This window comes from Nocardioides sp. NPDC047086, assembly GCF_040643685.1.
GTDB lineage: Bacteria > Actinomycetota > Actinomycetes > Propionibacteriales > Nocardioidaceae > Nocardioides.
Map to the genome: position 1 here is coordinate 41,005 of NZ_JBEYUV010000035.1, position 22,420 is coordinate 63,424.

General features: G+C 68.8%; 24 protein-coding genes, 1 tRNA gene and 1 pseudogene. 10 read left to right on the top strand and 16 right to left on the bottom strand.

From position 1 onward, the window contains the following. Positions 1-7 precede the first annotated feature (7 nt). Positions 8-286, bottom strand: coding sequence for a hypothetical protein (locus tag ABZ796_RS21870; protein ID WP_357339733.1), 279 nt, complete (start codon positions 284-286; stop codon positions 8-10). 370 nt (positions 287-656) lie between these two features. After that, positions 657-1,274: a hypothetical protein gene (locus tag ABZ796_RS21875; protein WP_357339735.1), complete on the bottom strand. Its 618-nt coding sequence runs from the start codon at positions 1,272-1,274 to the stop codon at positions 657-659. A gap of 96 nt (positions 1,275-1,370) precedes the next feature. Between ABZ796_RS21875 and ABZ796_RS21880 the strand changes: the two genes are divergently transcribed. From ABZ796_RS21880 to ABZ796_RS21900, 5 genes are all read left to right on the top strand, one after another. After that, positions 1,371-1,937 carry a hypothetical protein gene (locus tag ABZ796_RS21880; RefSeq protein WP_357339737.1) on the top strand — a complete coding sequence of 189 codons (567 nt, stop codon included), beginning with the start codon at positions 1,371-1,373 and terminating at the stop codon, positions 1,935-1,937. A gap of 50 nt (positions 1,938-1,987) precedes the next feature. Then, positions 1,988-3,322, top strand: coding sequence for a hypothetical protein (locus ABZ796_RS21885; protein ID WP_357339739.1), 1,335 nt, complete (start codon positions 1,988-1,990; stop codon positions 3,320-3,322). Between the two features lie 124 nt (positions 3,323-3,446). Continuing rightward, complete coding sequence (locus ABZ796_RS21890) at positions 3,447-3,947, top strand: hypothetical protein (RefSeq protein WP_357339741.1); 501 nt, start codon at positions 3,447-3,449, stop codon at positions 3,945-3,947. 32 nt (positions 3,948-3,979) lie between these two features. Then, positions 3,980-4,114 (top strand): hypothetical protein, encoded by a 135-nt coding sequence (locus ABZ796_RS21895; protein ID WP_357339743.1) that lies wholly within the window; start codon positions 3,980-3,982, stop codon positions 4,112-4,114. Between the two features lie 52 nt (positions 4,115-4,166). Beyond that, positions 4,167-4,754, top strand: coding sequence for a Uma2 family endonuclease (locus ABZ796_RS21900; RefSeq protein WP_357339744.1), 588 nt, complete (start codon positions 4,167-4,169; stop codon positions 4,752-4,754). A 116-nt stretch (positions 4,755-4,870) separates the two neighbouring features. Here ABZ796_RS21900 and ABZ796_RS21905 read toward each other — a convergent pair. The 6 genes and pseudogenes from ABZ796_RS21905 to ABZ796_RS21930 form a co-directional block, all read right to left on the bottom strand. Next, a pseudogene (locus tag ABZ796_RS21905) lies at positions 4,871-5,278 on the bottom strand (8-oxo-dGTP diphosphatase); the annotation flags it as partial. Between the two features lie 3 nt (positions 5,279-5,281). Next, positions 5,282-5,854 (bottom strand): hypothetical protein, encoded by a 573-nt coding sequence (locus ABZ796_RS21910; RefSeq protein WP_357339746.1) that lies wholly within the window; start codon positions 5,852-5,854, stop codon positions 5,282-5,284. A 288-nt stretch (positions 5,855-6,142) separates the two neighbouring features. Then, a complete protein-coding gene (locus tag ABZ796_RS21915; RefSeq protein ID WP_357339748.1) occupies positions 6,143-6,529 on the bottom strand; it encodes a hypothetical protein in 387 nt (128 codons plus the stop codon). Next, positions 6,492-6,746, bottom strand: coding sequence for a helix-turn-helix domain-containing protein (locus ABZ796_RS21920; RefSeq protein WP_357339750.1), 255 nt, complete (start codon positions 6,744-6,746; stop codon positions 6,492-6,494). The genes ABZ796_RS21915 and ABZ796_RS21920 overlap by 38 nt, the downstream gene beginning before the upstream one ends. 182 nt (positions 6,747-6,928) lie before the next feature. Next, positions 6,929-7,002, bottom strand: a tRNA-Pro gene (locus ABZ796_RS21925). Positions 7,003-7,063: 61 nt separating this feature from the next. Then, positions 7,064-7,801, bottom strand: coding sequence for a FadR/GntR family transcriptional regulator (locus ABZ796_RS21930; protein WP_357339752.1), 738 nt, complete (start codon positions 7,799-7,801; stop codon positions 7,064-7,066). Positions 7,802-7,924: 123 nt separating this feature from the next. Between ABZ796_RS21930 and ABZ796_RS21935 the strand changes: the two genes are divergently transcribed. The 3 genes from ABZ796_RS21935 to ABZ796_RS21945 all read left to right on the top strand — a co-directional run bounded on the left by ABZ796_RS21935 (position 7,925) and on the right by ABZ796_RS21945 (position 10,506). Next, the gene (locus ABZ796_RS21935) at positions 7,925-8,440 is read left to right on the top strand and encodes a gluconokinase (protein ID WP_357339780.1); all 516 of its coding nucleotides are present in this window, start codon (positions 7,925-7,927) and stop codon (positions 8,438-8,440) included. Beyond that, on the top strand, positions 8,437-9,834 hold the full coding sequence (locus ABZ796_RS21940; protein WP_357339754.1) for a gluconate:H+ symporter: 1,398 nt from the start codon (positions 8,437-8,439) through the stop codon (positions 9,832-9,834). Before ABZ796_RS21935 ends, ABZ796_RS21940 begins: the two co-directional genes overlap by 4 nt. A gap of 81 nt (positions 9,835-9,915) precedes the next feature. Beyond that, the gene (locus tag ABZ796_RS21945) at positions 9,916-10,506 is read left to right on the top strand and encodes a hypothetical protein (RefSeq protein ID WP_357339756.1); all 591 of its coding nucleotides are present in this window, start codon (positions 9,916-9,918) and stop codon (positions 10,504-10,506) included. Positions 10,507-10,552: 46 nt separating this feature from the next. Here the strand turns inward: ABZ796_RS21945 and ABZ796_RS21950 are convergent, their stop codons facing one another. After that, positions 10,553-11,047: a VOC family protein gene (locus ABZ796_RS21950; RefSeq protein ID WP_357339758.1), complete on the bottom strand. Its 495-nt coding sequence runs from the start codon at positions 11,045-11,047 to the stop codon at positions 10,553-10,555. Positions 11,048-11,161: 114 nt separating this feature from the next. Between ABZ796_RS21950 and ABZ796_RS21955 the strand changes: the two genes are divergently transcribed. Next, positions 11,162-11,653, top strand: a complete 492-nt coding sequence (locus tag ABZ796_RS21955) for a MarR family transcriptional regulator (RefSeq protein WP_357339760.1) — start codon at positions 11,162-11,164, stop codon at positions 11,651-11,653. 69 nt (positions 11,654-11,722) lie between these two features. Here ABZ796_RS21955 and ABZ796_RS21960 read toward each other — a convergent pair whose 3' ends face one another. Continuing rightward, the gene (locus ABZ796_RS21960; RefSeq protein WP_357339762.1) at positions 11,723-15,526 is read right to left on the bottom strand and encodes a S8 family serine peptidase; all 3,804 of its coding nucleotides are present in this window, start codon (positions 15,524-15,526) and stop codon (positions 11,723-11,725) included. A gap of 116 nt (positions 15,527-15,642) precedes the next feature. Between ABZ796_RS21960 and ABZ796_RS21965 the strand changes: the two genes are divergently transcribed. After that, positions 15,643-16,674: a helix-turn-helix domain-containing protein gene (locus ABZ796_RS21965; RefSeq protein WP_357339764.1), complete on the top strand. Its 1,032-nt coding sequence runs from the start codon at positions 15,643-15,645 to the stop codon at positions 16,672-16,674. Here the strand turns inward: ABZ796_RS21965 and der are convergent. From der to ABZ796_RS21995, 6 genes are all read right to left on the bottom strand, one after another. Then, complete coding sequence (der, locus tag ABZ796_RS21970) at positions 16,671-18,056, bottom strand: ribosome biogenesis GTPase Der (RefSeq protein WP_357339766.1); 1,386 nt, start codon at positions 18,054-18,056, stop codon at positions 16,671-16,673. The genes ABZ796_RS21965 and der overlap by 4 nt on opposite strands. Further along, positions 18,049-18,759 (bottom strand): lysophospholipid acyltransferase family protein, encoded by a 711-nt coding sequence (locus ABZ796_RS21975; RefSeq protein ID WP_357339768.1) that lies wholly within the window; start codon positions 18,757-18,759, stop codon positions 18,049-18,051. The genes der and ABZ796_RS21975 overlap by 8 nt, the downstream gene beginning before the upstream one ends. Next, entirely contained in the window at positions 18,756-19,451 is a 696-nt protein-coding gene (gene cmk / locus ABZ796_RS21980; RefSeq protein WP_357339770.1) for a (d)CMP kinase, read from the bottom strand. The genes ABZ796_RS21975 and cmk overlap by 4 nt, the downstream gene beginning before the upstream one ends. Positions 19,452-19,461: 10 nt before the next feature. Further along, the gene (locus ABZ796_RS21985; protein ID WP_357339772.1) at positions 19,462-20,562 is read right to left on the bottom strand and encodes a prephenate dehydrogenase; all 1,101 of its coding nucleotides are present in this window, start codon (positions 20,560-20,562) and stop codon (positions 19,462-19,464) included. A 102-nt stretch (positions 20,563-20,664) separates the two neighbouring features. Then, positions 20,665-21,063: a VOC family protein gene (locus tag ABZ796_RS21990; RefSeq protein ID WP_357339774.1), complete on the bottom strand. Its 399-nt coding sequence runs from the start codon at positions 21,061-21,063 to the stop codon at positions 20,665-20,667. Beyond that, positions 21,060-21,863 carry an AraC family transcriptional regulator gene (locus ABZ796_RS21995; protein WP_357339776.1) on the bottom strand — a complete coding sequence of 268 codons (804 nt, stop codon included), beginning with the start codon at positions 21,861-21,863 and terminating at the stop codon, positions 21,060-21,062. Before ABZ796_RS21995 ends, ABZ796_RS21990 begins: the two co-directional genes overlap by 4 nt. Positions 21,864-22,420: the final 557 nt, after the last annotated feature.

Sequence of the window (22,420 nt, forward strand, 5' to 3'; positions counted from 1 at the left end):
TCACCGCTCAGGACGTCGGCTTGAAGGTCGGCATCACCTGGTCGATTAGCGCGTCGCTGGCCTTCCTATCGATGAGGCCGCGGTTGAAGGACCACTGAACGTCGATCAAAAGGCCATCGCGAATCGTGCCATAGACATCTCGGGATTGCTCCGGATCCTCGGCGTGCACGTGGTAAAAGGGAACGCCTCCAAAGGCGACGTCGGGCAGGCGGTCGACCTTCTTATAGTCCTTGTAAAAGCGCTTCGTGACCTCTGCCGCGGCATCCAGTTCGTCGTCGGCGTACACGGTCGGGCTGCTCCGGAAGTTCGCGCTGCCGGGTTCCTCCCCACCCTCATCGCTACTCGGAGCAGCCAGCGTCAGTCCTGTGCTCTCCTCTTGGACCTTCCAATCCGGCGGGACAAGGAGTTCAGCTCCCTCCTGAATGGCGGTGTGCCACCCTTCATGGTCACTACCTGCGCTTGCCGTTCGACTCTGAGATGGACCGGTTGCAGCGGATGTCGAACCCTTCTCCGGCTCGTTATCGGATGAGCCACAGGCGCTGAGTGTTACAGCGATTACAGCGAGGATCCCTGCTGCAGTCGCGGCCGCGACCTTGTTGGCGTGTCTGGCACTGGCCCGAGTGGTCGTCATTCGGCGAGCGGGGGCTTGCGGCCGCTCAGGAGGCCGGCTCGAAGGTTGGCATCACCTGGTTAAGCAGTTCATCAGTCTGCTTGCGATCAACCATCCCGCGGTGGAAGTGCCACAGGATCGTGATCAACTGGCCATTAGTGACCGTCCCGTAGTCGTCGGTCCAGTCAGCCGAGTCCTCGCCGCGGATGTGGTAGAACCTGACGCCCCCAAACGTCTCGTCGGGAAGACGCTCGACATTTTCTAGGCCGGCGCTCTTGTGGAACTTCAGCGAGACCTCTGCGGCGGTGTCGATGGCGTCGGCGGAATCCAGAGTGGGGCTGGATCCAAGGCTACCGCCACCTACACGGACGCCGCCCTCTCGCTGGGGTGGGGCCTGCAATTGAGGTCCGGTATCGCCCTGTTCTACGTCCCAGTCCGGCGGGACGAGAAACTGGCCTCCCTCGTCCTTCGCCGGGTGCCACCCGGCGTTCGGGTCAGCAGAACTCGCAGATGGCTGACTCGAAGGGCTACTGGCCGATGTTGAGGAGCCCCCGTTCGGCTCGTCGGTCGATCCGCATCCGCTCAGGGTCACGCCAAGAAGGAGAATGGCGGCGGCAGCGGAAGTCGTAGTGATGTGGCGAGTTTGCACCCGAGACGTCGGCATGCGCCGATCGTAGCGAGCCGCTGTAGGACCTGCGATTCGCAACGCCGTCGGCAACTCGGCGTGCGGGCGTGGACAGGCCATGAGCTGTATTGCAAAATGTCCGAGAAGGTTGATGGGTCCCGGGCCACCGCCTCTTCGGGCACGCTCGGTCGACGCTGTCGACGCCATGCGCCAGTTGAGGGGTACTTCATGGGGAGCGGGAAAGAGACCAAGGTCGACCAACAGGTCGTCGACAGCATGAAGAACATGCTTGTCGACATGAAGGTCGATGTCGACAAACTGCGGATCGAAACCCCGCGTGCGGGGCTGCTGGGCCAGGGCGCGACTGGTGAGTCGCTGAAGTCGCAGATGGATGTGGCAAGCGAGCGGATCAACACGACGCTGTCGCATCTCTCCGATGCGTTGATCAAGTTCTACGACGGCACGGATCGGGCGGCGAAGGCCATGACCAGCGCGGACGAAGACGCGGCCGCGTGGGGCAAGGCGATGGCAGCTGGTGTGGCACTGGTGCGCCAGCCACTGTCGTTGAACGTGGGCAAGGATGATCGCCCCGAGGCGAGGCCAATCCCGATCCCGTTCTTGCCGATCCCTCCTGAGGTAGTGCAGGAGATGCAGTCGCGCGCCGAGATCCTGGGCTCGTCATCCGGGGAGGATGGCGCCTGATGGGGGCACTTGACGGTGGTGGCGGCGTCGGCCGCGTGAAGGGACCTCACATGATTCGACTGCAGCAATATTTGCTCGCAGCCGCGGCCAAAGACATCGACAACTACATCACGAACTGGCGTCAGTCTGAGAGGCTCTTCCAGACCGCGTCGCAACAGTTCACTGCTCTGGCGAAGGGCTGTGGTGACGCCTTCTCAGAGTCGTCCTACACAGCGAGTGCTGCTGCCAGCAACTACAACACGGCTTCCGCCGAGATGCTCGAGAAGGCGCACACCATTGGCGAAGCGCGTCGAGCGATGTCGCGTGTTGCGGAGCGCTATGAGCTTGCGCAGACGAAGTATGACGAGCACGAGGGCAAGCTGCCGACGTCCCACGGCCCGGCGCCGAGTGCCTCCGATCCGGAGTACACGACCGAGGGCTACAGCGGATTCGAGAAGGTGGGTCGCGAGGCGGCCTTGAGCGCCGCGAAAGCGCAACACGCCGCGGAGGCTCAGGCGATCGCCGACGCTGAGCGGGAGGCCGCATTCCAGTGCCAGCAGATCGATGAGGGCAACCAGGATGCCGAGCCGAAGGTGCGCGCGATCACTGAACCACCGTCTTCCTCCTCGAACACGAACGGCAGCGGTTCAAGTGGATCGTCGGGTGGTTACTCGAGCCCTGGCTCGCGCAGCGCGGTGAACGCGGCACAGGCGAGGCATGACTCGGTTAACCCCGGCACGCTCTACGCCGATGGCGACGGATACCAGATCAGGTCCGAGCAGCAGGCCATCATCAAGCAGGCCCATGCCGAGAACATCCCGGAGTGGGACAGTCAGACTCAGCAGTGGGTCAACTCCGATGGGTCTCCGGCTCCGGCTACCAGCTACGCCAGCGTCGAGACCGCCGAAGGCCTTGCACCGCTCGCCGGTGGTACGGGCGGCATGGCGGCGCTGGGGATCGGGCTCGGTGGTGCTGGGCTCGGTGCCGCTGCAGTGGCGGCGATCAAGGCCAAGTTCGGTGCCGGAGCGGCTGCTGCTGCCGCCAGCAAGGTGAGCGCGGCGGGCAGCCCGGCCAAGGCTGGCATGGGACGTGCCGCAGGTGCGGCCCCGAAGGCCGGGGCTGCCGGTCAGGGCGCGCGCTCGGGCGGGAGCGGGATGCGTGGTGCCGGCGGCCGAGGAACGGGCGCGGGCAGCCGTGGCCAGATGCGTGGTGCCGGCACCGGTGCTGGTGGCCGCGGCGGCAAGGGGAAGGACAAGCAGAACGGTGCGACCGATCCCGACCTGATTGCCGACTACTCGGCGGACTACAGCGACGACGAGTACGAGCGTTTGATGGCGCAGAAGCGCTTCGACGACGAGCAGAAGCGTCAGTTCCGGGGCCGGCCCGAGGAACCGGCCGACGAGTAACCGAGCGCGAGCACGCTCTGGCGGCGTCACCTCGGCCACGATCCGTATTGCGGCCTCGGTGGCGCCGTCGGCGTTTCAGCAGACATCTGACGAGACAACGAGGTAAGGACGGGAGCGAGGCTTGATGATCGGTTTCAGTTCCCTGGGACGCTGGCGCCCGGAGGCGTTGCTCGCGGCAGCTGATCGCCTTGAGCAAGGCCAATCGGTTCCCCACTTCGGCCATCTTCACGACGTTCCTCCGGTCGTCGACGCGTTACGTCATGCCGCCGCACAGGTCGGAACGGCCCGCGATCGCGCTTTCGAGCTCGCCGACCAGATCGTCGCCCGGGGCTGGACGTTCCGTGCCGCAGAGAACGAGGTCATCATCCAGGAGATGGTCGCGACTGCAGTCACCTATGAACGGCTCGACCACATCGAGACACTGATGGGCATCTACGTGGACAACATGGCCACCGCACTCACCGATGTCGAGGTCGCACTCAACGAGCTCTACTTCGTCATCGCGACCGCGAGACGTGACCCCAACGCCCGCGTCCACCCTGGGCTGCCGCGCCGTCTGCGGTCCGGTCGCCGAACGTGTCGAGACCGCCGCCGTGATCCGTGGTCATGGTGTTGGGATCGGTGAATTCCTAGGGCTCCAGATAACAGTGTTGAGGGATGCTGGTTCTGATCGCCCTCACGAACGGCGGCCTGCAGGCGAGCGGCCGCGGCGTACATCACGTCCAGGATCTCCTCGAGCTTGTCGACCAGCTCCTCGGCTCTCCGGTTCTGGCCACGGACGAAACCGCCTGACGACCAAGCCCTACACAGAAGTGGCACAATGGGAGCCTGAGGAGGTGCACCCATGACTGAGATCGCTGCGATCGCTTCGTCGTATGACGAGGGCACGATCATCGTGCCGATGTCATGGGAGGAGTACGACTCCCTCGACTTCGACGACGACCTCCACGGTGCCGAATACATAGACGGAGTTCTCGTGGCCCCACCCGGCTTCCCCGACCGCGGCCACCAGAAAGCCATCGCCTACCTCCAGTCAGTGCTGGAGGACGTCATCGGGCCCGGTGAGGACGTCATCAGCGGGTTCGGTTGGCACCCGGCGGGCGGGACCGAGGAGTTCGGGCCGGACGTGATGGTCCATCCGCTCCCGACGGACCCGAAGCGGTTCATCGGGGTTCCAGTGCTGTGTGTCGAGGTGACCTCCAGCAACCGGCAAAACGACCTGGTCAAGAAGCGTGACAAGTACGCTACCGCCGGGCTACCCGACTACTGGATCGTCGACCGCCAAGCCGGCATCTTGCGCTGCTACAAGCTCAAAGACTCGTTCTTGATCGAGTCCGAAGAACATGTACGCACCGGCAAAGACGCCCAGATGGTCACCGTGCACTTCGCGGACCGGGCCGCCGAGGTCGACCTCGGAAGGCTCTTCACCTGACCATCGCCGATTGGCTGGGGCAGAGGGCTGCCGTCGAAGTGCGCCACCGTGCGGTTGTCGTCGGCGAAGGTGACGGTGGCGTCGACGACGCCGCCGGCAAGGACGTCGGCGGTCCAGTAGCGGGCGTCGTCCCACATCGAGGCGTAGGGAAGGCTGTCGATCGGGTACCAGCGTGGGGTGATCTCCTCGGACGGAGCGGGTTCGCCGATCGGCTGGGTGGTGGTGAATACCGCGACGTCCTGGTCCCAGCTCGGGCTGGCGGGGAACCGGAACTGGATGACTCCGGCGCGGCGCAACCCGGCCTCATTGAGCACCACGCCACTCTCTTCGAAGACCTCCCGCACGGCGGACTCGGCGGGAGTCTCGCCGGGTTCGATGTGGCCGCCGAAGCCGACGACATTGGAGGCGCCGAGTCCGCGATGCTTGTGTCCGAGCAGCACCTGGCTGCGTTCAGAATCGATCACGAACACGAGGACCATCGGCGTCGGCTGCACGGCTGGAACCCTAACCGTCACCACCGACATTGATCAGGGCGCTTTGGGCTGCGCGCCCGCGTCGGCGAGACGAACCTGTCGACCGATCCACGCGGTTCGTTCCGTCGTGGTCATCGGCTGAAGTGTCTCGACCACGACACGCAGACCATCTGGGTCGCTGAAGGCCGCCAGATACACTGACAACTCAGGGCGCTTCGGGGTCCGCTCGAGAGGCACGATCAACCGGCTGCTCCCCGCTCGGAATGACGGCGCAGTCGTGCGGCCGAGGAGATTGAGACGCGGCCGGATCGGGTCGCTGTCGTCGTACATGACGGTGAGGATGTCGTCCCAGGCGAGGCTGACATCGGTGGTCCAGCCGTGGAGGGCGACCTTGTCAGCCGACAGGCGGAGGGTGGGTTTGCGTGCCAGGGCCCGCAGCGAGTCGGGGACGAGGATGACGAAGAGCAGCCCGACCGCCCAGACAAGGACTCCCCCACCGGGAACCCCGACCGCGATGCCGGCGGCAAGGAAGAAGCCGGTGAACCCGATCCCGACCAGGAGCATGGTCAGCGGCGTACGCACCCCCATCGTGAAATCGATGGCTCGACCATCGTCGGTCAGCCTCATGCCGCCGCGTCCCCGGGTGGGGAGTAGCGCGAGGGCCAGCGCGACCGCGCTCAAGAGCAGTGCAGCTCCCAGCGATGCCGCGACTCCTCGGCCAGGACCGCTCAACTCAGCATCGGCCACGGCCTGATACGCAACAGCGACGCCGACGAGGACGCCCAGCACAACGACGACCCAGCCAAGGGGTTTGGGCAGCCGGGTGGTGCGATTGCCCGGCCTGCGGCCGGTCGAGAGGTACGAGTCAGGCGACGGCATCCCATGCATTCTCTGCTGGATCGCAGTCCGCCCGGGTCACCGGGGTGGTTGGAGCCGGGTGTGCACCGTCGAGTAGTTGGACTCTTCCATCGAGAGCTTGAGGACTTCCTTCGGCGCAGCCAGGGTGCCGTCGGCCTGTGCCTGGTGCAGCATGACTGACGCCGCCTCCGAGCCTGTGATCGAGATCAGGTCGGTGAGCCCGTCCGGGCCGAGATCGTGCACGCCCTGTCCCCGATAGACCCTCTGCGCGATCGATGCCTTGAGCGCGTGCTGGGCGGCCGTGCGGGTGTCTCCGGTCGCGCAGACCTGTCGAAGCTGAGCGTCGACGTCGCGGAATCGTGTGCGCGCCTCAACCTTGCCGCTCGCGGTGGGCGAGTAGCTGATCTCACCGAAGGTGCCGATCGGTGTCCGTGGCCTCGCCATCACGCCTCCTCTGGGGCGTGTCGGTGCGCTGCGCCGCCAGCCAGGTGCGTACGTCGCAGACCATGTATCGCAGGCGCCGCCCGACCCGGACCGCGCATGGACCCTTGCCGGCTTGGTGCCACTCGTACAGGGTCTTGATGGGCACGTCGAGGTAGTCGGAGAGCTCCTCGACGCAGAGCAGCGGCTCCAGGTCGCCAGTCGGTGTCGATGTGTTCATGGCACCCAGGTGTGCAGAGGTTCCCGCACCAACCAGCATTCATCCGCTCGACTGGGAAGTCGATGGCCGGGGCGTCCAGACTTTGCCGTCCAGACGGCTCAATCTGCTGGGTTTGTGATGGGAAGTTCAATTCCAAAACAACTTTCGGCTCCGGAACCATGCTGGTTCCGGAGCCGAATTTGTCGGGCTGACAGGATTTGAACCTGCGGCCCCTTGACCCCCAGTCAAGTGCGCTACCAAGCTGCGCCACAGCCCGAAACTGCGAGTGGATGACTCCCCTCGAAGCGCTCCGAACATTACCGCACGGCGTCGCGCGCTCACCAATCGGTATCCCCGCCCGGCGGGTCGTCGGCGGAGGCGAGGGCTTCGGCGGCTTCGTCGATGATCGCGCGCATGGCTTCCTCGGCTCCCGCGGGGTCGCCGCGGCGGACGGCGATCGCGACCTTCTCGTGCAGCTCGATGGCGGTCGGGTTGGGCGTATCGGGCATCAGGTGGTGGTGCGTACGTCCGGCGAGGAGCTCGGCGACGAGGTCGCCGAACGCGGCGAGCATGTCGTTGCCGCAGGCGTTGAGCAGGACGCGGTGGAAGGTCGTGTCGGCCTCGAGATAGGCCTCCAGGTCACCGGCGGCGGCGTGGACGACCATGTCGGCCACGGCTCGGGCGAGCTCGCCGTGGTCTTCAGGTTTGGCACGCTCGGCGGCGAGCCTGGCCGCGATCGGCTCGAACCCGCGGCGCAGCTCGGAAAGCGAGAGCAACTGCTCGCGCCGGCCTTCGCCGTCGAGGCGCCAGCGGATGACGAGCGGGTCGAAGACGTTCCACTCCTGCCGCGGCAGGACGGTGATCCCCACACGTCGCCGGGTCGCGACCAGGCCCATCGCCTGGAGAACACGCACGGATTCCCTGGCGACCGGGCGCGAGACGTCGTACGCCGCCTGGATCCCCTCCAGCGTGAGGACGGTCCCCGGGGGCAGCTCGGCGGCGACGATCTTGCGTCCGAGCTCGTCCCGGACGCTCTGGTGCAGGCGATGTCCGGCATCACCACGGGAAGTCGTCACCGCGGCATCGTCGCACATTTGGAGTCCCGCGCAATCAGAATCCGTTAGATCGGCCCGGCTTGCCAAACGGATGCCTTTTGATGCACCCTGTGACGCGTGACACAGAACCCTCTCCTCGTCGTCATGGGAGTCTCCGGCTCCGGCAAGTCGACCGTCGGTGCAGCCATCGCCCAGCGCCTCCGGGTCCCCTTCGCCGACGCCGACGACTTCCACCCGCCGGAGAACATCGCGAAGATGGCCGCCGGCCGTCCGCTCGACGATCACGACCGGCAGCCCTGGCTGGAGACGCTCGGCGGCTGGCTGGCCGAGCACCAGGCCACCGGCGCCGTGCTGAGCTGCTCGGCGCTCAAACGCAGCTACCGCGACCTGCTCCACAGTCGTACGCACGGCCTCCGGCTCCTCCACCTCAGCGGCACCCCGGAGGTGGTCGAGGCACGGCTCGCCGCCCGCGCGGGCCACTTCATGCCGTCGTCGCTGCTGCGCTCGCAGTTCGCGACCCTCGAGCCTCTCGCCCCCGACGAGCAGGGCACGACGATCGACATCGATCAGGACATCGATGCGATCGTCGAGCGCTACCTCGCCAACGAGAACCTGTCCCCCAACCTGAGCCCCAACCTGATCTCCAAGGAGTCGGCATGATCCTCCTCGCTGCGCCAGAGCCGGTCGCACCGGTCGCCTCCGGCGGCGTACTCCTCGCCGCCGCGCTGGCCTCGATCGCTCTGATCGTCGTCCTCATCACCTACGTGAAACTGCACCCCTTCCTCGCGCTCCTACTCGGCGGCATCGCGGTCGGTGTGCTCGCGGGACGCAACGTGATGGACGTGATCACCTCCTTCGGTGAAGGCTTCGGCGCGACCGCCACCAGCGTCGGCCTGCTGATCGCGCTGGGCGCGATGTTCGCCAAGCTCCTCGCCGACTCCGGCGGTGCCGACCAGATCGTCGACACGATCGTGGGCAGGTCCTCGGTTCGTACGCTGCCGTGGGCCATGGCGCTGGTCGGCGCGATCATCGGCCTGCCGATGTTCTTCGAGATCGGCCTGGTGCTGCTGATGCCGGTCATCTACCTGGTCGCCCGTCGTGCGCAGGTCTCGCTGATCACCGTCGGTATCCCCACCCTCGCGGGCCTCTCCGCGATGCACGGCCTGGTGCCGCCGCACCCGGGTCCGCTGGCCGCGATCGGAGCGCTCGACGCCGACCTCGGCACGACGCTCGCACTCGGCGTACTGGTCGCCATCCCGGTCATCGTCGTCAGCGGTCCGCTCTTCGGCAAGCTCGCCGGCCGCTGGGTCGTCGTCGAGGCGCCCAACACCTACGACGCCGCTCCGGTGGGCGGCCCGGGCGCCGCCACCGCCACCGACATCCGCCGCCCCACCTTCGCCGTCACCCTGTTCAGCGTCCTGCTGCCGCTCGTGCTGATGCTCGCCAAGGCGATCGTCGACATCGTCATCAACGACCCCGAGAACCAGGTCCAGCAGGTCTTCGACGTGATCGGCTACCCCCTCGTGGCGCTGACCATCGCGGTGATCGTCGCCATGTTCACGCTCGGCCGTGGGTCCGGGATGGACCGCCGCCAGATCTCCAAGACCATCGAGGCGTCGCTGCCGCCGATCGCGGGCATCGTCCTCATCGTCGCGGCCGGTGGCGGGTTCAAGCAGTCCCTGATCGACACCGGCATCGGCACCCAGCTCGCCGAGTGGGCCCAGGGCTCCGGTGTGTCCGCGATCGTCCTGGCCTGGGTGCTGGCGGTCCTCATCCGCCTCGCCACCGGCTCCGCGACCGTCGCCACGATCACCGCGTCGTCGCTGGTGGTCGACCTGGTCGCCAACATGCCCGCCGCCGAGGTCTCGCTCGTCGTGCTCGCGGTCGGGGCCGGCTCGGTGTTCTTCTCCCACGTCAACGACGCCGGGTTCTGGCTGGTCAAGGAGTACTTCGGCCTCGACGTCGTCCAGACGATCAAGTCCTGGTCGCTGATGGAGACCGTGCTGTCGGTCTCCGGCCTGGTGTTCGTGCTGGCGCTGAGCCTGGTGATCTGACACCCACCCTCGGCAAACTGTCGGTGCTGTCCGACACAATCACTCCTGACACATGGATCACACCCACCACAGGAGCTCACCGTGTCGGATACACCTTCCCCATCCAACACAGCCCCGACCAACCCAGCCCCGTCCGAGCCTGCCCCCGGCAAGCTCGACCCGATCTCGCGCAAGGGCACCCCGGCCCACCGCACGAGGTCGAAGCGGGAGGGCGCCGGGCGGCGCCAGGGGATGCCGGTGCAGGCGATCAGCCTCTCCGTACCGGCATCCCTGGCGGCGCAGTGGAAGACCTACAGCCAGGAGGTCCCGCGCTCGCTGGTCGACGTCATGCTCGACGCCGTCGCGGCGACCCGCCCCCGGCTGACCGTCCTCCTGCGTGCCCATCAGGCAGCGCTGCGCGAGAAGACCAGGCCCGTCTCCGACGGCACCTTCATGCGCACCGTCCCGCAGCCCAAACGCCTCGAGGACCCGTATGTCACGATGCCCCTGCGCCTGCTGGCGACGAACGTCGACGTGCTCGATGCCATGGTCCACGAGATGGCCGCGGAGTCGCGCTCGCAGCTGGTCGTGGTGGCTCTGACGGCGTGGCTGGCCGACCGTCGGGCCGAGGAGCAGGTCTACGCCGAGCAGCTCGAGCTCGAGGTGCCCGAGGACCCGTTCGACCGTCCCTGAGCGCGGCCGGGACGGGGCTCACACCCCGTCCGGCCGAGCCTTGGGCTCAGAGGACCTTGGTGCCGTACATCTCCCCCAGCGGGTCGGCGAGGAGCTCGAGCCGCTCGCCGTCGGGTCCCCTGAAGTAGATCGACGACTTGGACTCGACCATGTAGTCGATCTCGGCGTCGTCGAGCTTGGCGCGCAGGTAGTCCCACTGCTCCGGGGTCACCGAGATCGCGATGTGGTGCAGCCCGCCGAGCACCTCGGCGTACTCCCCCAGGTCGAGCCCGGGGAGGGTGAAGAAGGCCAGTAGGTTGCCCGCCCCGACGTCGAAGAAGAAGTGGTCGGAGCCGGCGTAGTCGCGGTTCTCGAAGATCTCGGTCAGCGGGAACTCCAGGAGCCCCTGGTAGAAGTCGATCGACCTGCGTACGTCCGAGGAGAGCAGCGCGGCGTGGTGGATGCCGCGGGCCGTGCTGGCCGGGCGGGCGCCCTCCTCGCGGAGGTACTCCCTCTTGATCCGCTCACGGTCCTTCGTGATGAAGTCCATGTCGATGCTCATCGTGCTCTCCTCAGGCCATAACGATTCGAGTCCAGTGTAGTTTCTGCGTCAACAGTTGCTGGTGGCGGGCGGTGGTGCTGAAGACACGAGCTACGACTCGGTAAGGTGTACCTCATGGATGAGGTCAAGTGGCTCAGTAACGACGAGCAGGTCGCGTGGCGTGCGTGGCTCGCCGTCAACGCACAGCTCACCTCGCGGATGAACCGCGACCTCCAGGCCAAGAACGGTCTCTCCCTCGCCGACTACGACGTCCTGGTCAACCTGACCGACGTCCCCGACCGCTCGCTGCGGATGTACGAGCTCGGCGACAAGCTCCAGTGGGAGAAGAGCCGGCTCTCGCGCCAGGTGATGCGGATGGCCGCGCGCGGACTCGTCGAGCGTCGCGAGTGCCTCGACGACCGGCGTGGCGCCTTCGTCGACCTCACCCCGGCGGGGCTCGAGGCCATCCAGGCCGCCGCCCCCGAGCACGTCAAGCTGATCCGGCACGTCATGTTCGACGCCTTCACCCCGGAGGAGGTCGCCGCCCTGACCAAGCTCTACCAGGGCGTGCTGGAACGCCTCGAGGTCAAGATCCCCTCGGTGGACGCGGACGGCTCCGCCGCCTGAGCCCTACCGAAGACGTACGTCGGGCCCGCAGGTCACCACCGGTGACCTGCGGGCCCGAGCTCTTTCCTGCTAGCGCCTGACCCCGAAGGCCGAGACGACCTTCTGGGTCACCGCGTTGCCGGCATCGTCGCGGGCGGCGGCCCGGAGCGAGACCAGATCGGCACCGCGGGCCGGGATCCGCAGACGCGTCTCCCAACGGTCCCCGTCCTTGCGCAGCTTCACCGCGGTCCAGGTCGAGCCACCGTCGTAGCTGACCTCGAGGCTCGCCGCCTTCACCGAGCCCGCTCGCTCGGCGCCCGGCACCGTGTAGGGCACCACCGCGAACGGGACCTCGGCGCCGGCGCTCACCGTGCCGTCCAGCGCCGTGTCCACGGCATAGTCGAGCTGGAGCAGCGCCAGCGGCGTACCGGCCTCGCCGTCCGGGACCGGGTCGGCCTGGTCGGCGACGAACGTCCAGGACGTACGCGTGCTGGTCGAGTATCGGTGGGCGCCGTTCTCGGGCGCGTCGGTGTCGATCTCGAACCGGTACGCCTGCGGCCCCTCGGCCACCGGGACGCTCGTCTGGACCGCCTGCCCGATGTTCTTCCGGATGAGCGTGTCGCCCCGGTAGAGCCGCGACTCGACGGGGGTCTCGCCCCACGGGAACCCGCCGGCGATGCCGGCCGGTCCGCTGGCGTGAGCCACGTTGACCGCGAACCAGTCGCCGCTGTGTCGCGGGCCCCAATAACCGTCGCCCGTCCGCGGCGCCGTCACCGGCGCGAACCAGTTGCGCACGGTGGTGCTGCGGGGCTTGTACGCCTGACGTACGCCGCGCTGTTCCCAGGTGCTCTCGTGGTCGACGTTCTCGTACCAGGTGACGTCGTCATAGGTGGAGACGTAGTCGGTCCGCTCCGTCGCCGTCGGCTGCAGCGCCCGGACGCTGAGGCACGGCGGCCACTGGTAGTCGCGGCAATCGGCACGGTCGTCGACCAGGAGCCGCTGCTCGGTGTCGTTGTAGCGGCTCTCCACCGTGGCGAGCTGCCGCGTGGTCGGGGCCAGCGCCAGCTCCGCCGGGATCTCACCGGGCCAGCTCTTGGAGACGTCGTAGAGGTAGCTCGGGAACTCCACGGCCTTGCCCTCCAAGGTCACCTTGCCCTTCTCGGCGGCGGCCAGGAGCTTCTCCCCCTGGGCCGAGCGCAGCGAGACGACGGGCAGGTCCTCCTGGGTGACGTAGTCGACCAGGGGGCCCGGACGGTCGTTGACGACGACGAGCAGCGCGGCACCGGCAGCCTGGGCGGCGGCCTCGCGTGCCTCGGACGTGACGGCGTCGTCCCTGGTCACGAGCACCGCGCGGCCCTTGGCATCGACGCCCTCGTAGTCGGCGGACGTACCCTTGCCCGCCGCGACGGCCCGCAGCGTGACCCGGCCGTCGAGCCTGGCCGAGCCGAGCTGGTAGGTCGGGTCGAAGGCGAGCGGCCGCGAGCTCCGTGCGGTCACGTCGAGAGCCGGCTCGGTGGCCCGCCAGCGTACGGCGAAGTCGAACTCGGCGCTGTCGACCGGGCCGCCGGCCTCGGCGTAGAAGGAGTCGACGTCGACCGGCACGGCGTAGGTGGCGCCGAAGGTCGCGTAGAGCCCACCGATGCTGGAGTCGTTGAAGAACTGGAACCGGCGGTAGGCGACGTCGCTGTCCTTCGGTGTCTTCAGCGTGAGCTCGTCGGCCTTGCGGGCGTCGAGCACGAGCGACTGGTCCTTGTCGGTGACGACGACCTGCGGGTCACCGACCAGGGCGACACCGGTCGAGCCGGGGCCCTTCGAGCCGGCGACGTCGAGGAACGCCGTGGCCGAGTACGTCCCGGGCTGCAGGCGCTGGGTCGGCACCTTGCCGGTGGCCGGGTCGATCGGCAGGCTGCTGACGAACTGGTCGCCGTAGCGGTAGAAGTCGACGTAGCCGGAGGCGGGCTCGCCGGACCGGTCGAGCGCGGTGATGTCGAGACCGTAGCGTTCCTCCTCCTTGACCAGCGCGGTCGCGGTGCGCACGGTGATCTCGCCTGAGGCGTCGGTGGCGACCACGGCACCGCTGTACTTGCCGGCGAGCGCGGCGTCATCGGCGTCGGCCGTGATGGTGACCTCGGCGCTGCCGCCGGCCGGGACCACGACCTGGTCCGCAGACAGCGAGACGAGGTCGCTCGCCTTGCCGTCCGGTCCGGTGACATCGGTGCTCAGCGCGAGCGTCACCTCGGCATCGGTGGAGTTGGTGTAGGTGAGGGTGCTGCTGGCCGGCTCGTCACCATCGTGCGGCCAGCCGTAGAAGCCGAGGAACCCGTCGCCGGACCCGTCCACGCCGTCGAGCGCGGCGGGCACGTCGAGGCGACCGGTGCCGACCTCGTACGCCGGTGCCTCGATGTCCGCGGCCGAGGAGACCAGCGCCCTCTTCAGCTGCTCACCGGTGAGGTCCGGTTGGGCGCCCTTGACGATCGCCGCCGCTCCGGCGACGTGCGGGGTGGCCATCGAGGTGCCGTTCATCGACCGGTACCAGCCCTCGCCGGAGGACTGCTGCGAGCGGGCCGCGACGATGCCGACGCCGGGCGCGGTCAGGTCGGGCTTGATCGCGTGGTCGCCGACCCGCGGGCCGTAGCTGGAGAAGTCGGCGCGTACGTCCTGGTCGTCGACCGCGCCGACCGTGAGGGCGGCATCCGCGGTGCCGGGGCTGCCGAGAGAGCCCGCGGCATAGCTGTTGCCGGCCGCGACGACGAACAGCGCGCCGGTCTGCTCGCTCAGCGCGTTGAGCGCCTGGGCCATCGGGTCGGTGCCGTCGTTGAGGCTGGAGTCGCCGAGGCTCATCGAGACGATGTCGGCGTTGGCCGCGCCCCACTCCATGCCCGCGATGATCCAGGAGTCCTGGCCGTGGCCGCCGTTGTCGAGCACCTTGCCGACCAGCAGGTCGGCGCCGGGGGCGACGCCCTTGTAGAGACCCTCGCTGGCGGAACCGGTGCCCAGGACGGTGAAGGCGACGTGGGTGCCGTGCCCGTGCACGTCGCTGGTCGCCTCCTCCCCCGGAACGAACGACTGCGCTCCGTCGACCTGGTCGGCGACGTCGGGATGGGTGGCGTCGATGCCGGTGTCGAGGACCGCGACCGTCGCACCCTTGCCCTCGAAGCCCGCGGCCCACGCCTCGGGCGCACCGATATGGGCGGTGCTGCGGTCCAGGGTCAACTCGGCCTTGCCGTCGAGCCAGACCTTCTCGACACCCCCGCCGAGCTTCCCAGCCGAACCCGTCGAGCCCGAGCCCGTGGCCGCGCCACCCTTGGCCACGGCCGACCAGAACTCGGGCGCCTTCTTCTTGCTCACCGCCACGGCGTCGGCATCGATGCTGGGCAGGTCGAGCGTACGCTCGGCGCCCGGCAGCTTCGCCGCCTTCGTGCGGGCCGAGGTCTGCTCCAGGATCAGCGGAGTGGCGTCGACCGTCTCGTCGTCGTAGCGCATCTCCAGGAGTGCGGTGACGTCGAAGAGCCGGCGGTCGAGGGTGCCCGCGGCCAGGTAGGGCTTGGCGGCGGTGGGGATCGCGTAGAGGTGGTCGCCCACCTGCTGGGTCTCGACGGCGCCGGCGGCGGAGTCGAAACCGAGGGTCAGGACGCCGTCGTCAGTCGCGGTCACGTCGATGACATCGCCGGTCACGAGGGTGATCGTGGTCCGGCCGTCCTCGAGAGCGGGCGTACGAGGAGCCGTGCCGGCCGTGGTGCTGCCGGCGTCGGTCTGGGGGGCCTCAGGCGTAGGGTCGGTGCCTGGGGTCGCGTGCGCACTGGTGGCCATGGTCGCGACCAGGGCAGTCGCGGCGGCTGCAGCCGCGACGGCCCTGGTGGCGGCCGAGCGGCCGGATCTGGTTGGGGGTCTCATGGAGATGGACCTTGTCAATGGCACGCGACAGGCGACAAGAGCCATGTCGTGGCGGTTTTACGGCATGGCGAGCCTCCGTCAGCGGTGGAACACCATCGTTCTGTCGCAGAAGTGACATGCTCGGCGACGTGCTCGGTCTGACCCCGGATGAGACCCTCGCCTACGGCGAGCTCATCACCATGCCCTCCGCCACCGCCGCCGAGTTCGCGGCCGCCCTCAGCGCCTTCGGCACCTCCCCGGGAGAGGCTCATCTGCTGCTGCGTCGGCTCGAGGAGTACGGCCTGGCCGCGCGGATCACCGGCGACGAGCGGCGCTTCGCCGCGGCCCCGCCCGCGATCGCTCTCGGTGCGCTGCTCGCCCGGCAGCAGGACGAGGTACGGCATGCCGAGATCGAGCTCAGCCGCCTCGACGAGGCCTACCGGGTGGCCGCGGCCGGCCGCGGACCCACGGACGTCGTCGACGTCATCCACGGCGAGGACGCCGTCCGGCACCGGTTCGAGCAGGTCCAGCTCGGTGCCCGCGAGCGGGTCGACGCCTTCGTCCGCCCGCCGGTGATCGTGACCACCAGCCAGGAGAACTCGGCCGAGAACAAGGCCGTCGCGCGGGGTGTGCTGTATCGCGTCGTCGTCGAACGCAGCATGCTCGAGAGCCACGACGTGACGGTCGACGAGGCGATCGAGGCCACCGACGCGGGCGAGGAGGTCCGGTTCGCCGACCAGGTGCCGCTCAGGCTCATCGTCGTCGACCGGCGGCTCGCGCTGATGCCGCTGACTTCTTCGGGCGACGTCGTCGGTGCGCTGCTGGTCCGGGAGAGCACCCTGCTCGACGCGCTGATCGCGCTCTTCGAGAACGTGTGGGACCAGGCGACCCCGATGCTGGTGGGCACCTCGGGGCTCACCGGCGACGTCGCCGGTCAGGTCGACGACGAGGACGCGCAGGTCCTCGGTCTGCTGCTCGCCGGGCTCACCGACCAGGCCGTCGCCAAACAGCTCGGTACGTCGCTGCGTACCGTCCAGCGTCGGGTGCGGGCGCTGCTGGACCTGGCCGGTGTCGAGACCCGGATGCAACTGGGTTGGCATGCCGCCAACAACGGCTGGGTGCAGGCCGGGGTGGACGGCCAGCTGCCGCCCACCCCGGACTCCGACTAGCGCTTCCGCTTCTCCCGAACCCGCTGCTGGAGCACGATCGGGGTGCCGACGAAGCCGAACTCCTCGCGCAGGCGGCGCTCGATGAAGCGCTCGTAGGAGGCCTCGAGCTTGCCGCTGGTGAACAGGACGAACGTCGGCGGCGCGGTCGAGGGCTGGGTGCCGAAGAGGATCTTCGGCTGCTTGCCGGACCGGACCGGGTGCGGGTGCTCGGCGACGAGGCGACCGAGGAAGGAGTTGAGCGCGCCGGTGCCGATCCGCGTCTCCCAGCCCTCCAGGGCCTTGTCGAGCGCCGGGACCAGGCGGTCGACGTGCCAGCCGGTGCGGGCGGTGACGTTGATCCGCGGGGCCCACTTCACCTGGACGAGATCGCGCTCGATCTCGCGGTCGAGCTGCCAGCGACGGTCCTCGTCGACGAGGTCCCACTTGTTGAACGCGATCACCAGCGCCCGGCCGGCCTCGCGGACGGTCTGCAGGATGCGGATGTCCTGCTCGGAGATCTTCTCCCCACCGTCGAGGACGAGAACGGCCACCTCGGCACGGTCGATGGCGGTCGTGGTGCGCAGGGAGGCGTAGTACTCGTGGCCCGACGCCTCCTTGACCCGCTTGCGGATCCCGGCGGTGTCGATGAAACGCCACTCGCGGCCGCCGAGCTCGATCAGCTCGTCGACCGGGTCCACGGTGGTGCCGGCGACGTTGTCGACGACCGCCCGCTCCTCCTTGGCCAGCTTGTTGAGCAGGCTCGACTTGCCGACGTTGGGCTTGCCGACCAGCGCGATCCGCCGCGGGCCACCGATCTCGGCGCCCTCAGGGAGCGGCGGCGGTTCGGGGAGCACCTCGAGGATCGCATCGAGCATGTCGCCCGAGCCGCGACCGTGCAGTGCGGAGACCGGCCACGGCTCGCCGAGCCCGAGGTTCCACAGCGCGGCCGCCTCGGCCTCGGTGCGCAGGTCGTCGACCTTGTTGGCGGCCAGGACGACCGGCTTCCCGGACTTGCGCAGGATGCGTACGACCGCCTCGTCGGCGTCGGTGATGCCGACGGTCGCGTCGACCACGAAGAGGACGGCGTCGGCCAGGGAGACCGCGATCTCGGCCTGGGCGGCGATCCGCTCGGCCAGACCCTGGGCGTCGGGATCCCAGCCGCCGGTGTCGACCAGCGTGAACGCCTTGCCGTTCCAGTCGGCGTCATAGGAGACCCGGTCACGGGTCACGCCGGGTACGTCCTGGACGACCGCCTCGCGGCGGCCGATGATCCGGTTGACGAGGGTCGACTTCCCGACGTTCGGGCGGCCGACGACCGCCAGCACCGGCAGCGGGCCGGTCGGGGTCTCGTCGGTCTCGTTCAAGTCTCGTACGTCCTCGTACGAAACGTCGGGGTCAGTCATCGTTCTCCTCGGTAGGTAGCGGACCGGGCAGTTCGCGACCGGTCAACGCCAGGGCATGGTCCTGTTGGACCTGCATGTGCTTCTGGAGCAAACCCGAGACATGCCCGACTTGTTCCCTGGTACGTGGCCAGCCTACGCGCTCGACGGGGAAAGGCTCGCCATAGACGATGTCGATCCGAGCACCTTTGTGCGGCAGCGAGGAGAGCCCGCCACCCGGATCCCGGCTGCCGAGCATCGTCACCGGCACCACCGGAGCACCCGAGGCGAGCGCGAGATAGGCGGCGCCGCGGTTGAACCGCACCAGGTCGCCGGCACCCCGCGTGCCCTCGGGATAGATGCCCATCGCGTTGCCCTCGCGCAGCACCCGCAGTGCCGTCTTCACCGCCGCCGGGTCGCTGCCGAAGCGGTAGAGCGGGATCTGGCCCGCCCAGCGCAGGAACGGCCCGAGGAACCAGTGCTCGAACATCTCCAGCTTGGTGAGCGCGTGCACCGGCCGCGGTGTGAAGATCGCCAGCAGCGGCCCGTCGATGATGCCGATGTGGTTGGAGGCGAAGACGACCAGCCCCGTCGCCGGGATGTTGCCGGTCTCGTGCAGCCGAACGTCGAAGCGGCGCCGGATCAGCCACCGGGCGTAGACGTTGAGGTGATAGAGCGGCCAGCGGGTGGGGTGCTCGACTCCATCCGTGTGTGGAAGGTCTCTCACTCCCCCGCCTTCTGCGCCAGCTCGATCACCTGCTGGATGACCTCCTCCAGCGTGTAGGGCGTCGTGTCGAGGTGCGTGGCGCCCTCCGGCACCACCGCACCGCCCTTGGTGGAGTCGATCTTGTCGCGGTTCTCCAGCGAGGCGCGGACGGCCTCCGCGTCGGTGCCGCCCTCCTCGGCCGCGCGGCGCGCGGCGCGGGCGGCTGGGTCGGCGGTGACGTACAGCTTCAGGTCGGCCTCGGGCCAGACCGCGGTGCCGATGTCACGGCCCTCGACCACGATGCCGGAGCCGGCGGCGAGCGCGTCGCGGATCTCCTGCTGCTGGAGCGCGATCAGCCGGGCGCGGACCTCGGGGACGGTGGCGACCGGCGAGACCGCCGCGTTGACCCGGTCGCTGCGGATCTCGACCGAGACGTCGACCCCGTCGAGGGCGATCGTGGGTCCGAGCGGGTCGGTGCCGGAGGTGATCACGGGCTTGCCGGCCGCGGCGGCGACCGCGTCGGCGTCGTGCACGTCGACGTCGTTGCTGAGCATCCACCAGGTCATCGCGCGGTACATCGCACCGGTGTCGAGGAAGCGCATGCCCAGGCGGTCTGCGACCCCGCGCGAGGTGCTCGACTTTCCGGAGCCGGAGGTGCCGTCGACGGCGATGACGATGCGTGCGGGGCCAGTGGTGGGATTGCTGCTGCTCACGGGCGGGAGCCTACCGGTGAGCGACCCAACCCCGGGACTCCAGAACCGCCTGCATCCGGTCGGCGGCGTCGGCGGCCACGATCAGCTCCATGACACCGACCGGGCGGCCGGGGTCGTGGTCGATGCGTACGTCCTCGATGTTGACGCCGCTCTCCCCCGCGTCGGCGAAGAGCCGGGCCAGGTTGCCGGGCTCGTCGGGGACCGTGACGTAGACGCTCGCCTGCGCAGCCTGCGGCCGGCCATGCTTGCCAGGGATGGCCCGGGTGCCGGCCTGCCCCTCCTTGAGAAGTACGTCCAGGGCGGCCGCGTCGCCCGTGCCGACCGCCGCGATCATCTCGTCGAGCTGGGCGCGCACCTCGGTCAGCAGGTCGGTCACCGCGCGGGCGTTGCCGGCCACGATCTGGCCGTAGAGGCCCGGGTCACCGGCGGCGACCCGGGTCACGTCGCGCACCCCCTGGCCGCTGAGGCCGAGGTGACCCTCGGGTGCGACCGCGAGGCGGCCGGCCACCAGCGCGGCCATCAGGTGCGGCACGTGCGAGGTGCGGGCAACGGCCTGGTCGTGGTCCTCCGGGCTGAGGGTGAGCGGCACGGCGCCGCACAGCGTGGCGAGCCGCTCGACGAGCTCGACCGCGACAGGGTCGGCCTCCGCGTGCGGCGTGACCGCCCACGGCCGTCCCTCGAACAGCGCCGAGGTCGCGGCCAGCGGACCGGAACGCTCGCTGCCGGCCATCGGGTGGCTGCCGACGTAACGCCGCACGTCGTCCGGACTGTGCTCACGCACGTAGGCCAGCGGCGACGCCTTCACACTGCCGACGTCGGTGACGACCGCGTCCGGGCTGTCGGCCAGGGCCCGGGTGATCACCTCACCGAGGTGAGCCGGCGGAACCGCGACGACGATCAGCTGCGGCGTGTCGCCGGGCTTGCGTCGGCGGCCGGCGCCGAGGCCGGTCGCGGTGCGCACGTGACTGGCGACCGAGTCGCTGAGGAGCACGTCCAGGCCGGCGGACGCGCAGGCGAGCGCGACCGAGGTGCCGAGCAGGCCGACTCCGACGATCTCGACCGGGCCGGTCAGAGTCGACAGCCCTCCCCCTGCTCCCCCGATCTGTGTCATGCCTCCAAGGCTAAAGGGTCGGTGCCACCGGATCCTCCTCGTCTCAGCGGTCGTGGTGCGCTATCGCGGCCAGCGACTAGGGTGTGCGATATCGCCTCGCGATCAGGACGGCTGGTAGCTGCCGAAGGACCAGGAGTTGCCCTCCGGATCGGTCACCGTGCCGCCCCTGCCGCCGTAGTCCTGGTCGACCATCGGTCGGTCCACGGTGGCGCCGGCGGCGACCGCCTTGTCGAAGACGGCGTCGGGGCGGTCGTCGATCAGGTAAGCCGAGGATCCTCCGGTCGACTTGATCGCGCCACCCTCACGTACCTGGCCGAACATCAGCCCTCCCCCGGCGGGCCAGAGCCACTCGGCGTGGACCACGATGCCGCCCTCGCGGTAGGTGGAGTGCTCGACGAAGCCGATTGCGCTCAGCCACGTCATCATCGCCTCGGCGTCCTGGAACGCCATCGACTGCCAGTACTTGATCTTCGCTACGTCGAACTTCTGTTCAGTGCTCATGCACCCGAGTCAACCGCCGACGCATCGGCCAGGTCTTGAACGAATGGGAACTCCTCCCGCAGCCAGGTCGTCGGCGTACACCCGGCGAACTCCTGCCACTCGCGGGTCAGGTGCGCCTGGTCTGCATAGCCACAGACCGTCGCCGCATGGGCCAGTGGAATCCGGCCGACGAGACCACGGGAGCGGTCGAAGCGGGCGAGCCGCTGGAACTGCTTCGGCGCCACCCCGGTCTCGGCGCGCACCAGATCGCTGATCCGCCGGCGGCTGTAGCCGACGTCGTCGGCCACCTCCTGCACCCCCGCTCCCCCGGTCAGCAGCGCGAGCGCGCGGCCCACCTCCGCCCTGGGACCGGGCTCGCCGTACCGTGCCAGCGCGTCGATCACCCCGGCGACCACCACTCGCTCCCACGTGCGCGGGTCAGCCTCGGCCAGCAACTCAGGAAGATGACGTACGCCCCCAGGTGCCGCAACCTCGTCAAGCGCCAAGAGCTCGCCACGCCACGCCGCGGCCGGCATCCCGAACAGCGCCCGCACCCCCGCGGTCGTCAACCCCAGCTGCACTCCTCGCTGGTACCCGTGATGGTGGATCGTCGCCGGCCGGGTGTGCAGCCCCGAGACCAGCGACCACGCCGTCACCGGCTCGCTCCCGCTCCCCCACGACGTGACCAGAGGATCGTCGACCGGCAGCGCGGACGTCACCTCGGCCGACGGCATCCCCCGGTGCATCCCCGGCGCCCCGAAGTCCACGTCATACGCGATCAATGACGTGACATAGGGACGCAGCACGTCCGGCACAGCCATGTCTCGATGGTGCCACGGTCGGGGCGGGTTGCCCATGCACTATCGCCGCAGGCGGGTCGGGTGTGCGATAGCGCTGCGCGGTGTGTCTTGGTTCAACGGTGGCGGCCGGTCGAGGGGCGCCGCGGGGTCGGGGTATCTCGTTGGGCTGGTGGCCGCCGACCCGTTATGGAGGGTGTTCTCGCCGGATCCCGGAGTCAAGGCGATGTATCGAGCTTGTCGAGATGACGGCGTGCGGCCGCCGGCTTCGCCGGTCGCCTTCGGCGATCCTGGACACCGGGACCCGTCGAGAATTTTGGCTGGTTATCGGGTCGGCGGCGGGGTTTGGCGCGGAATTCTTTGGGTTGGGTACGGGCTTGGGAGTCCAGGGCTGGTGGTTCTTCCTGGGGGATGCGGTGTCGGCGGTGCTTTTACAAGCCGATGACACCTTGTGAACGGTTCACAAGCACGGCGGTCAACCCGGGCACTGATTCGCCCTGGGTTTCGTTCCGACATCTTTGACAGGATTGGGAACGATGCCGAAGAAGTACTCCTCCGAGATGCGTGAGCGGGCGTTGCGG

What these genes read in the sequence shown, in the direction of transcription:
- ABZ796_RS21990 (WP_357339774.1), bottom strand. Translation starts at nt 21,063, where the DNA reads ATGAGCACTGAACAGAAGTTCGACGTAGCGAAGATCAAGTACTGGCAG.
- ABZ796_RS21895 (WP_357339743.1), top strand. Translation starts at nt 3,980, where the DNA reads ATGCTGGTTCTGATCGCCCTCACGAACGGCGGCCTGCAGGCGAGCGGC.
- ABZ796_RS21995 (WP_357339776.1), bottom strand. Translation starts at nt 21,863, where the DNA reads ATGGCTGTGCCGGACGTGCTGCGTCCCTATGTCACGTCATTGATCGCG.
- ABZ796_RS21940 (WP_357339754.1), top strand. Translation starts at nt 8,437, where the DNA reads ATGATCCTCCTCGCTGCGCCAGAGCCGGTCGCACCGGTCGCCTCCGGC.
- ABZ796_RS21950 (WP_357339758.1), bottom strand. Translation starts at nt 11,047, where the DNA reads ATGAGCATCGACATGGACTTCATCACGAAGGACCGTGAGCGGATCAAG.
- ABZ796_RS21985 (WP_357339772.1), bottom strand. Translation starts at nt 20,562, where the DNA reads ATGACACAGATCGGGGGAGCAGGGGGAGGGCTGTCGACTCTGACCGGC.
- ABZ796_RS21875 (WP_357339735.1), bottom strand. Translation starts at nt 1,274, where the DNA reads ATGCCGACGTCTCGGGTGCAAACTCGCCACATCACTACGACTTCCGCT.
- ABZ796_RS21965 (WP_357339764.1), top strand. Translation starts at nt 15,643, where the DNA reads ATGCTCGGCGACGTGCTCGGTCTGACCCCGGATGAGACCCTCGCCTAC.
- ABZ796_RS21890 (WP_357339741.1), top strand. Translation starts at nt 3,447, where the DNA reads ATGATCGGTTTCAGTTCCCTGGGACGCTGGCGCCCGGAGGCGTTGCTC.
- ABZ796_RS21885 (WP_357339739.1), top strand. Translation starts at nt 1,988, where the DNA reads ATGATTCGACTGCAGCAATATTTGCTCGCAGCCGCGGCCAAAGACATC.
- ABZ796_RS21915 (WP_357339748.1), bottom strand. Translation starts at nt 6,529, where the DNA reads ATGGCGAGGCCACGGACACCGATCGGCACCTTCGGTGAGATCAGCTAC.
- ABZ796_RS21910 (WP_357339746.1), bottom strand. Translation starts at nt 5,854, where the DNA reads ATGAGGCTGACCGACGATGGTCGAGCCATCGATTTCACGATGGGGGTG.
- ABZ796_RS21900 (WP_357339744.1), top strand. Translation starts at nt 4,167, where the DNA reads ATGACTGAGATCGCTGCGATCGCTTCGTCGTATGACGAGGGCACGATC.
- ABZ796_RS21920 (WP_357339750.1), bottom strand. Translation starts at nt 6,746, where the DNA reads ATGAACACATCGACACCGACTGGCGACCTGGAGCCGCTGCTCTGCGTC.
- ABZ796_RS21935 (WP_357339780.1), top strand. Translation starts at nt 7,925, where the DNA reads ATGGGAGTCTCCGGCTCCGGCAAGTCGACCGTCGGTGCAGCCATCGCC.
- ABZ796_RS21960 (WP_357339762.1), bottom strand. Translation starts at nt 15,526, where the DNA reads ATGAGACCCCCAACCAGATCCGGCCGCTCGGCCGCCACCAGGGCCGTC.
- ABZ796_RS21955 (WP_357339760.1), top strand. Translation starts at nt 11,162, where the DNA reads ATGGATGAGGTCAAGTGGCTCAGTAACGACGAGCAGGTCGCGTGGCGT.
- ABZ796_RS21880 (WP_357339737.1), top strand. Translation starts at nt 1,371, where the DNA reads ATGTCCGAGAAGGTTGATGGGTCCCGGGCCACCGCCTCTTCGGGCACG.
- der (WP_357339766.1), bottom strand. Translation starts at nt 18,056, where the DNA reads ATGACTGACCCCGACGTTTCGTACGAGGACGTACGAGACTTGAACGAG.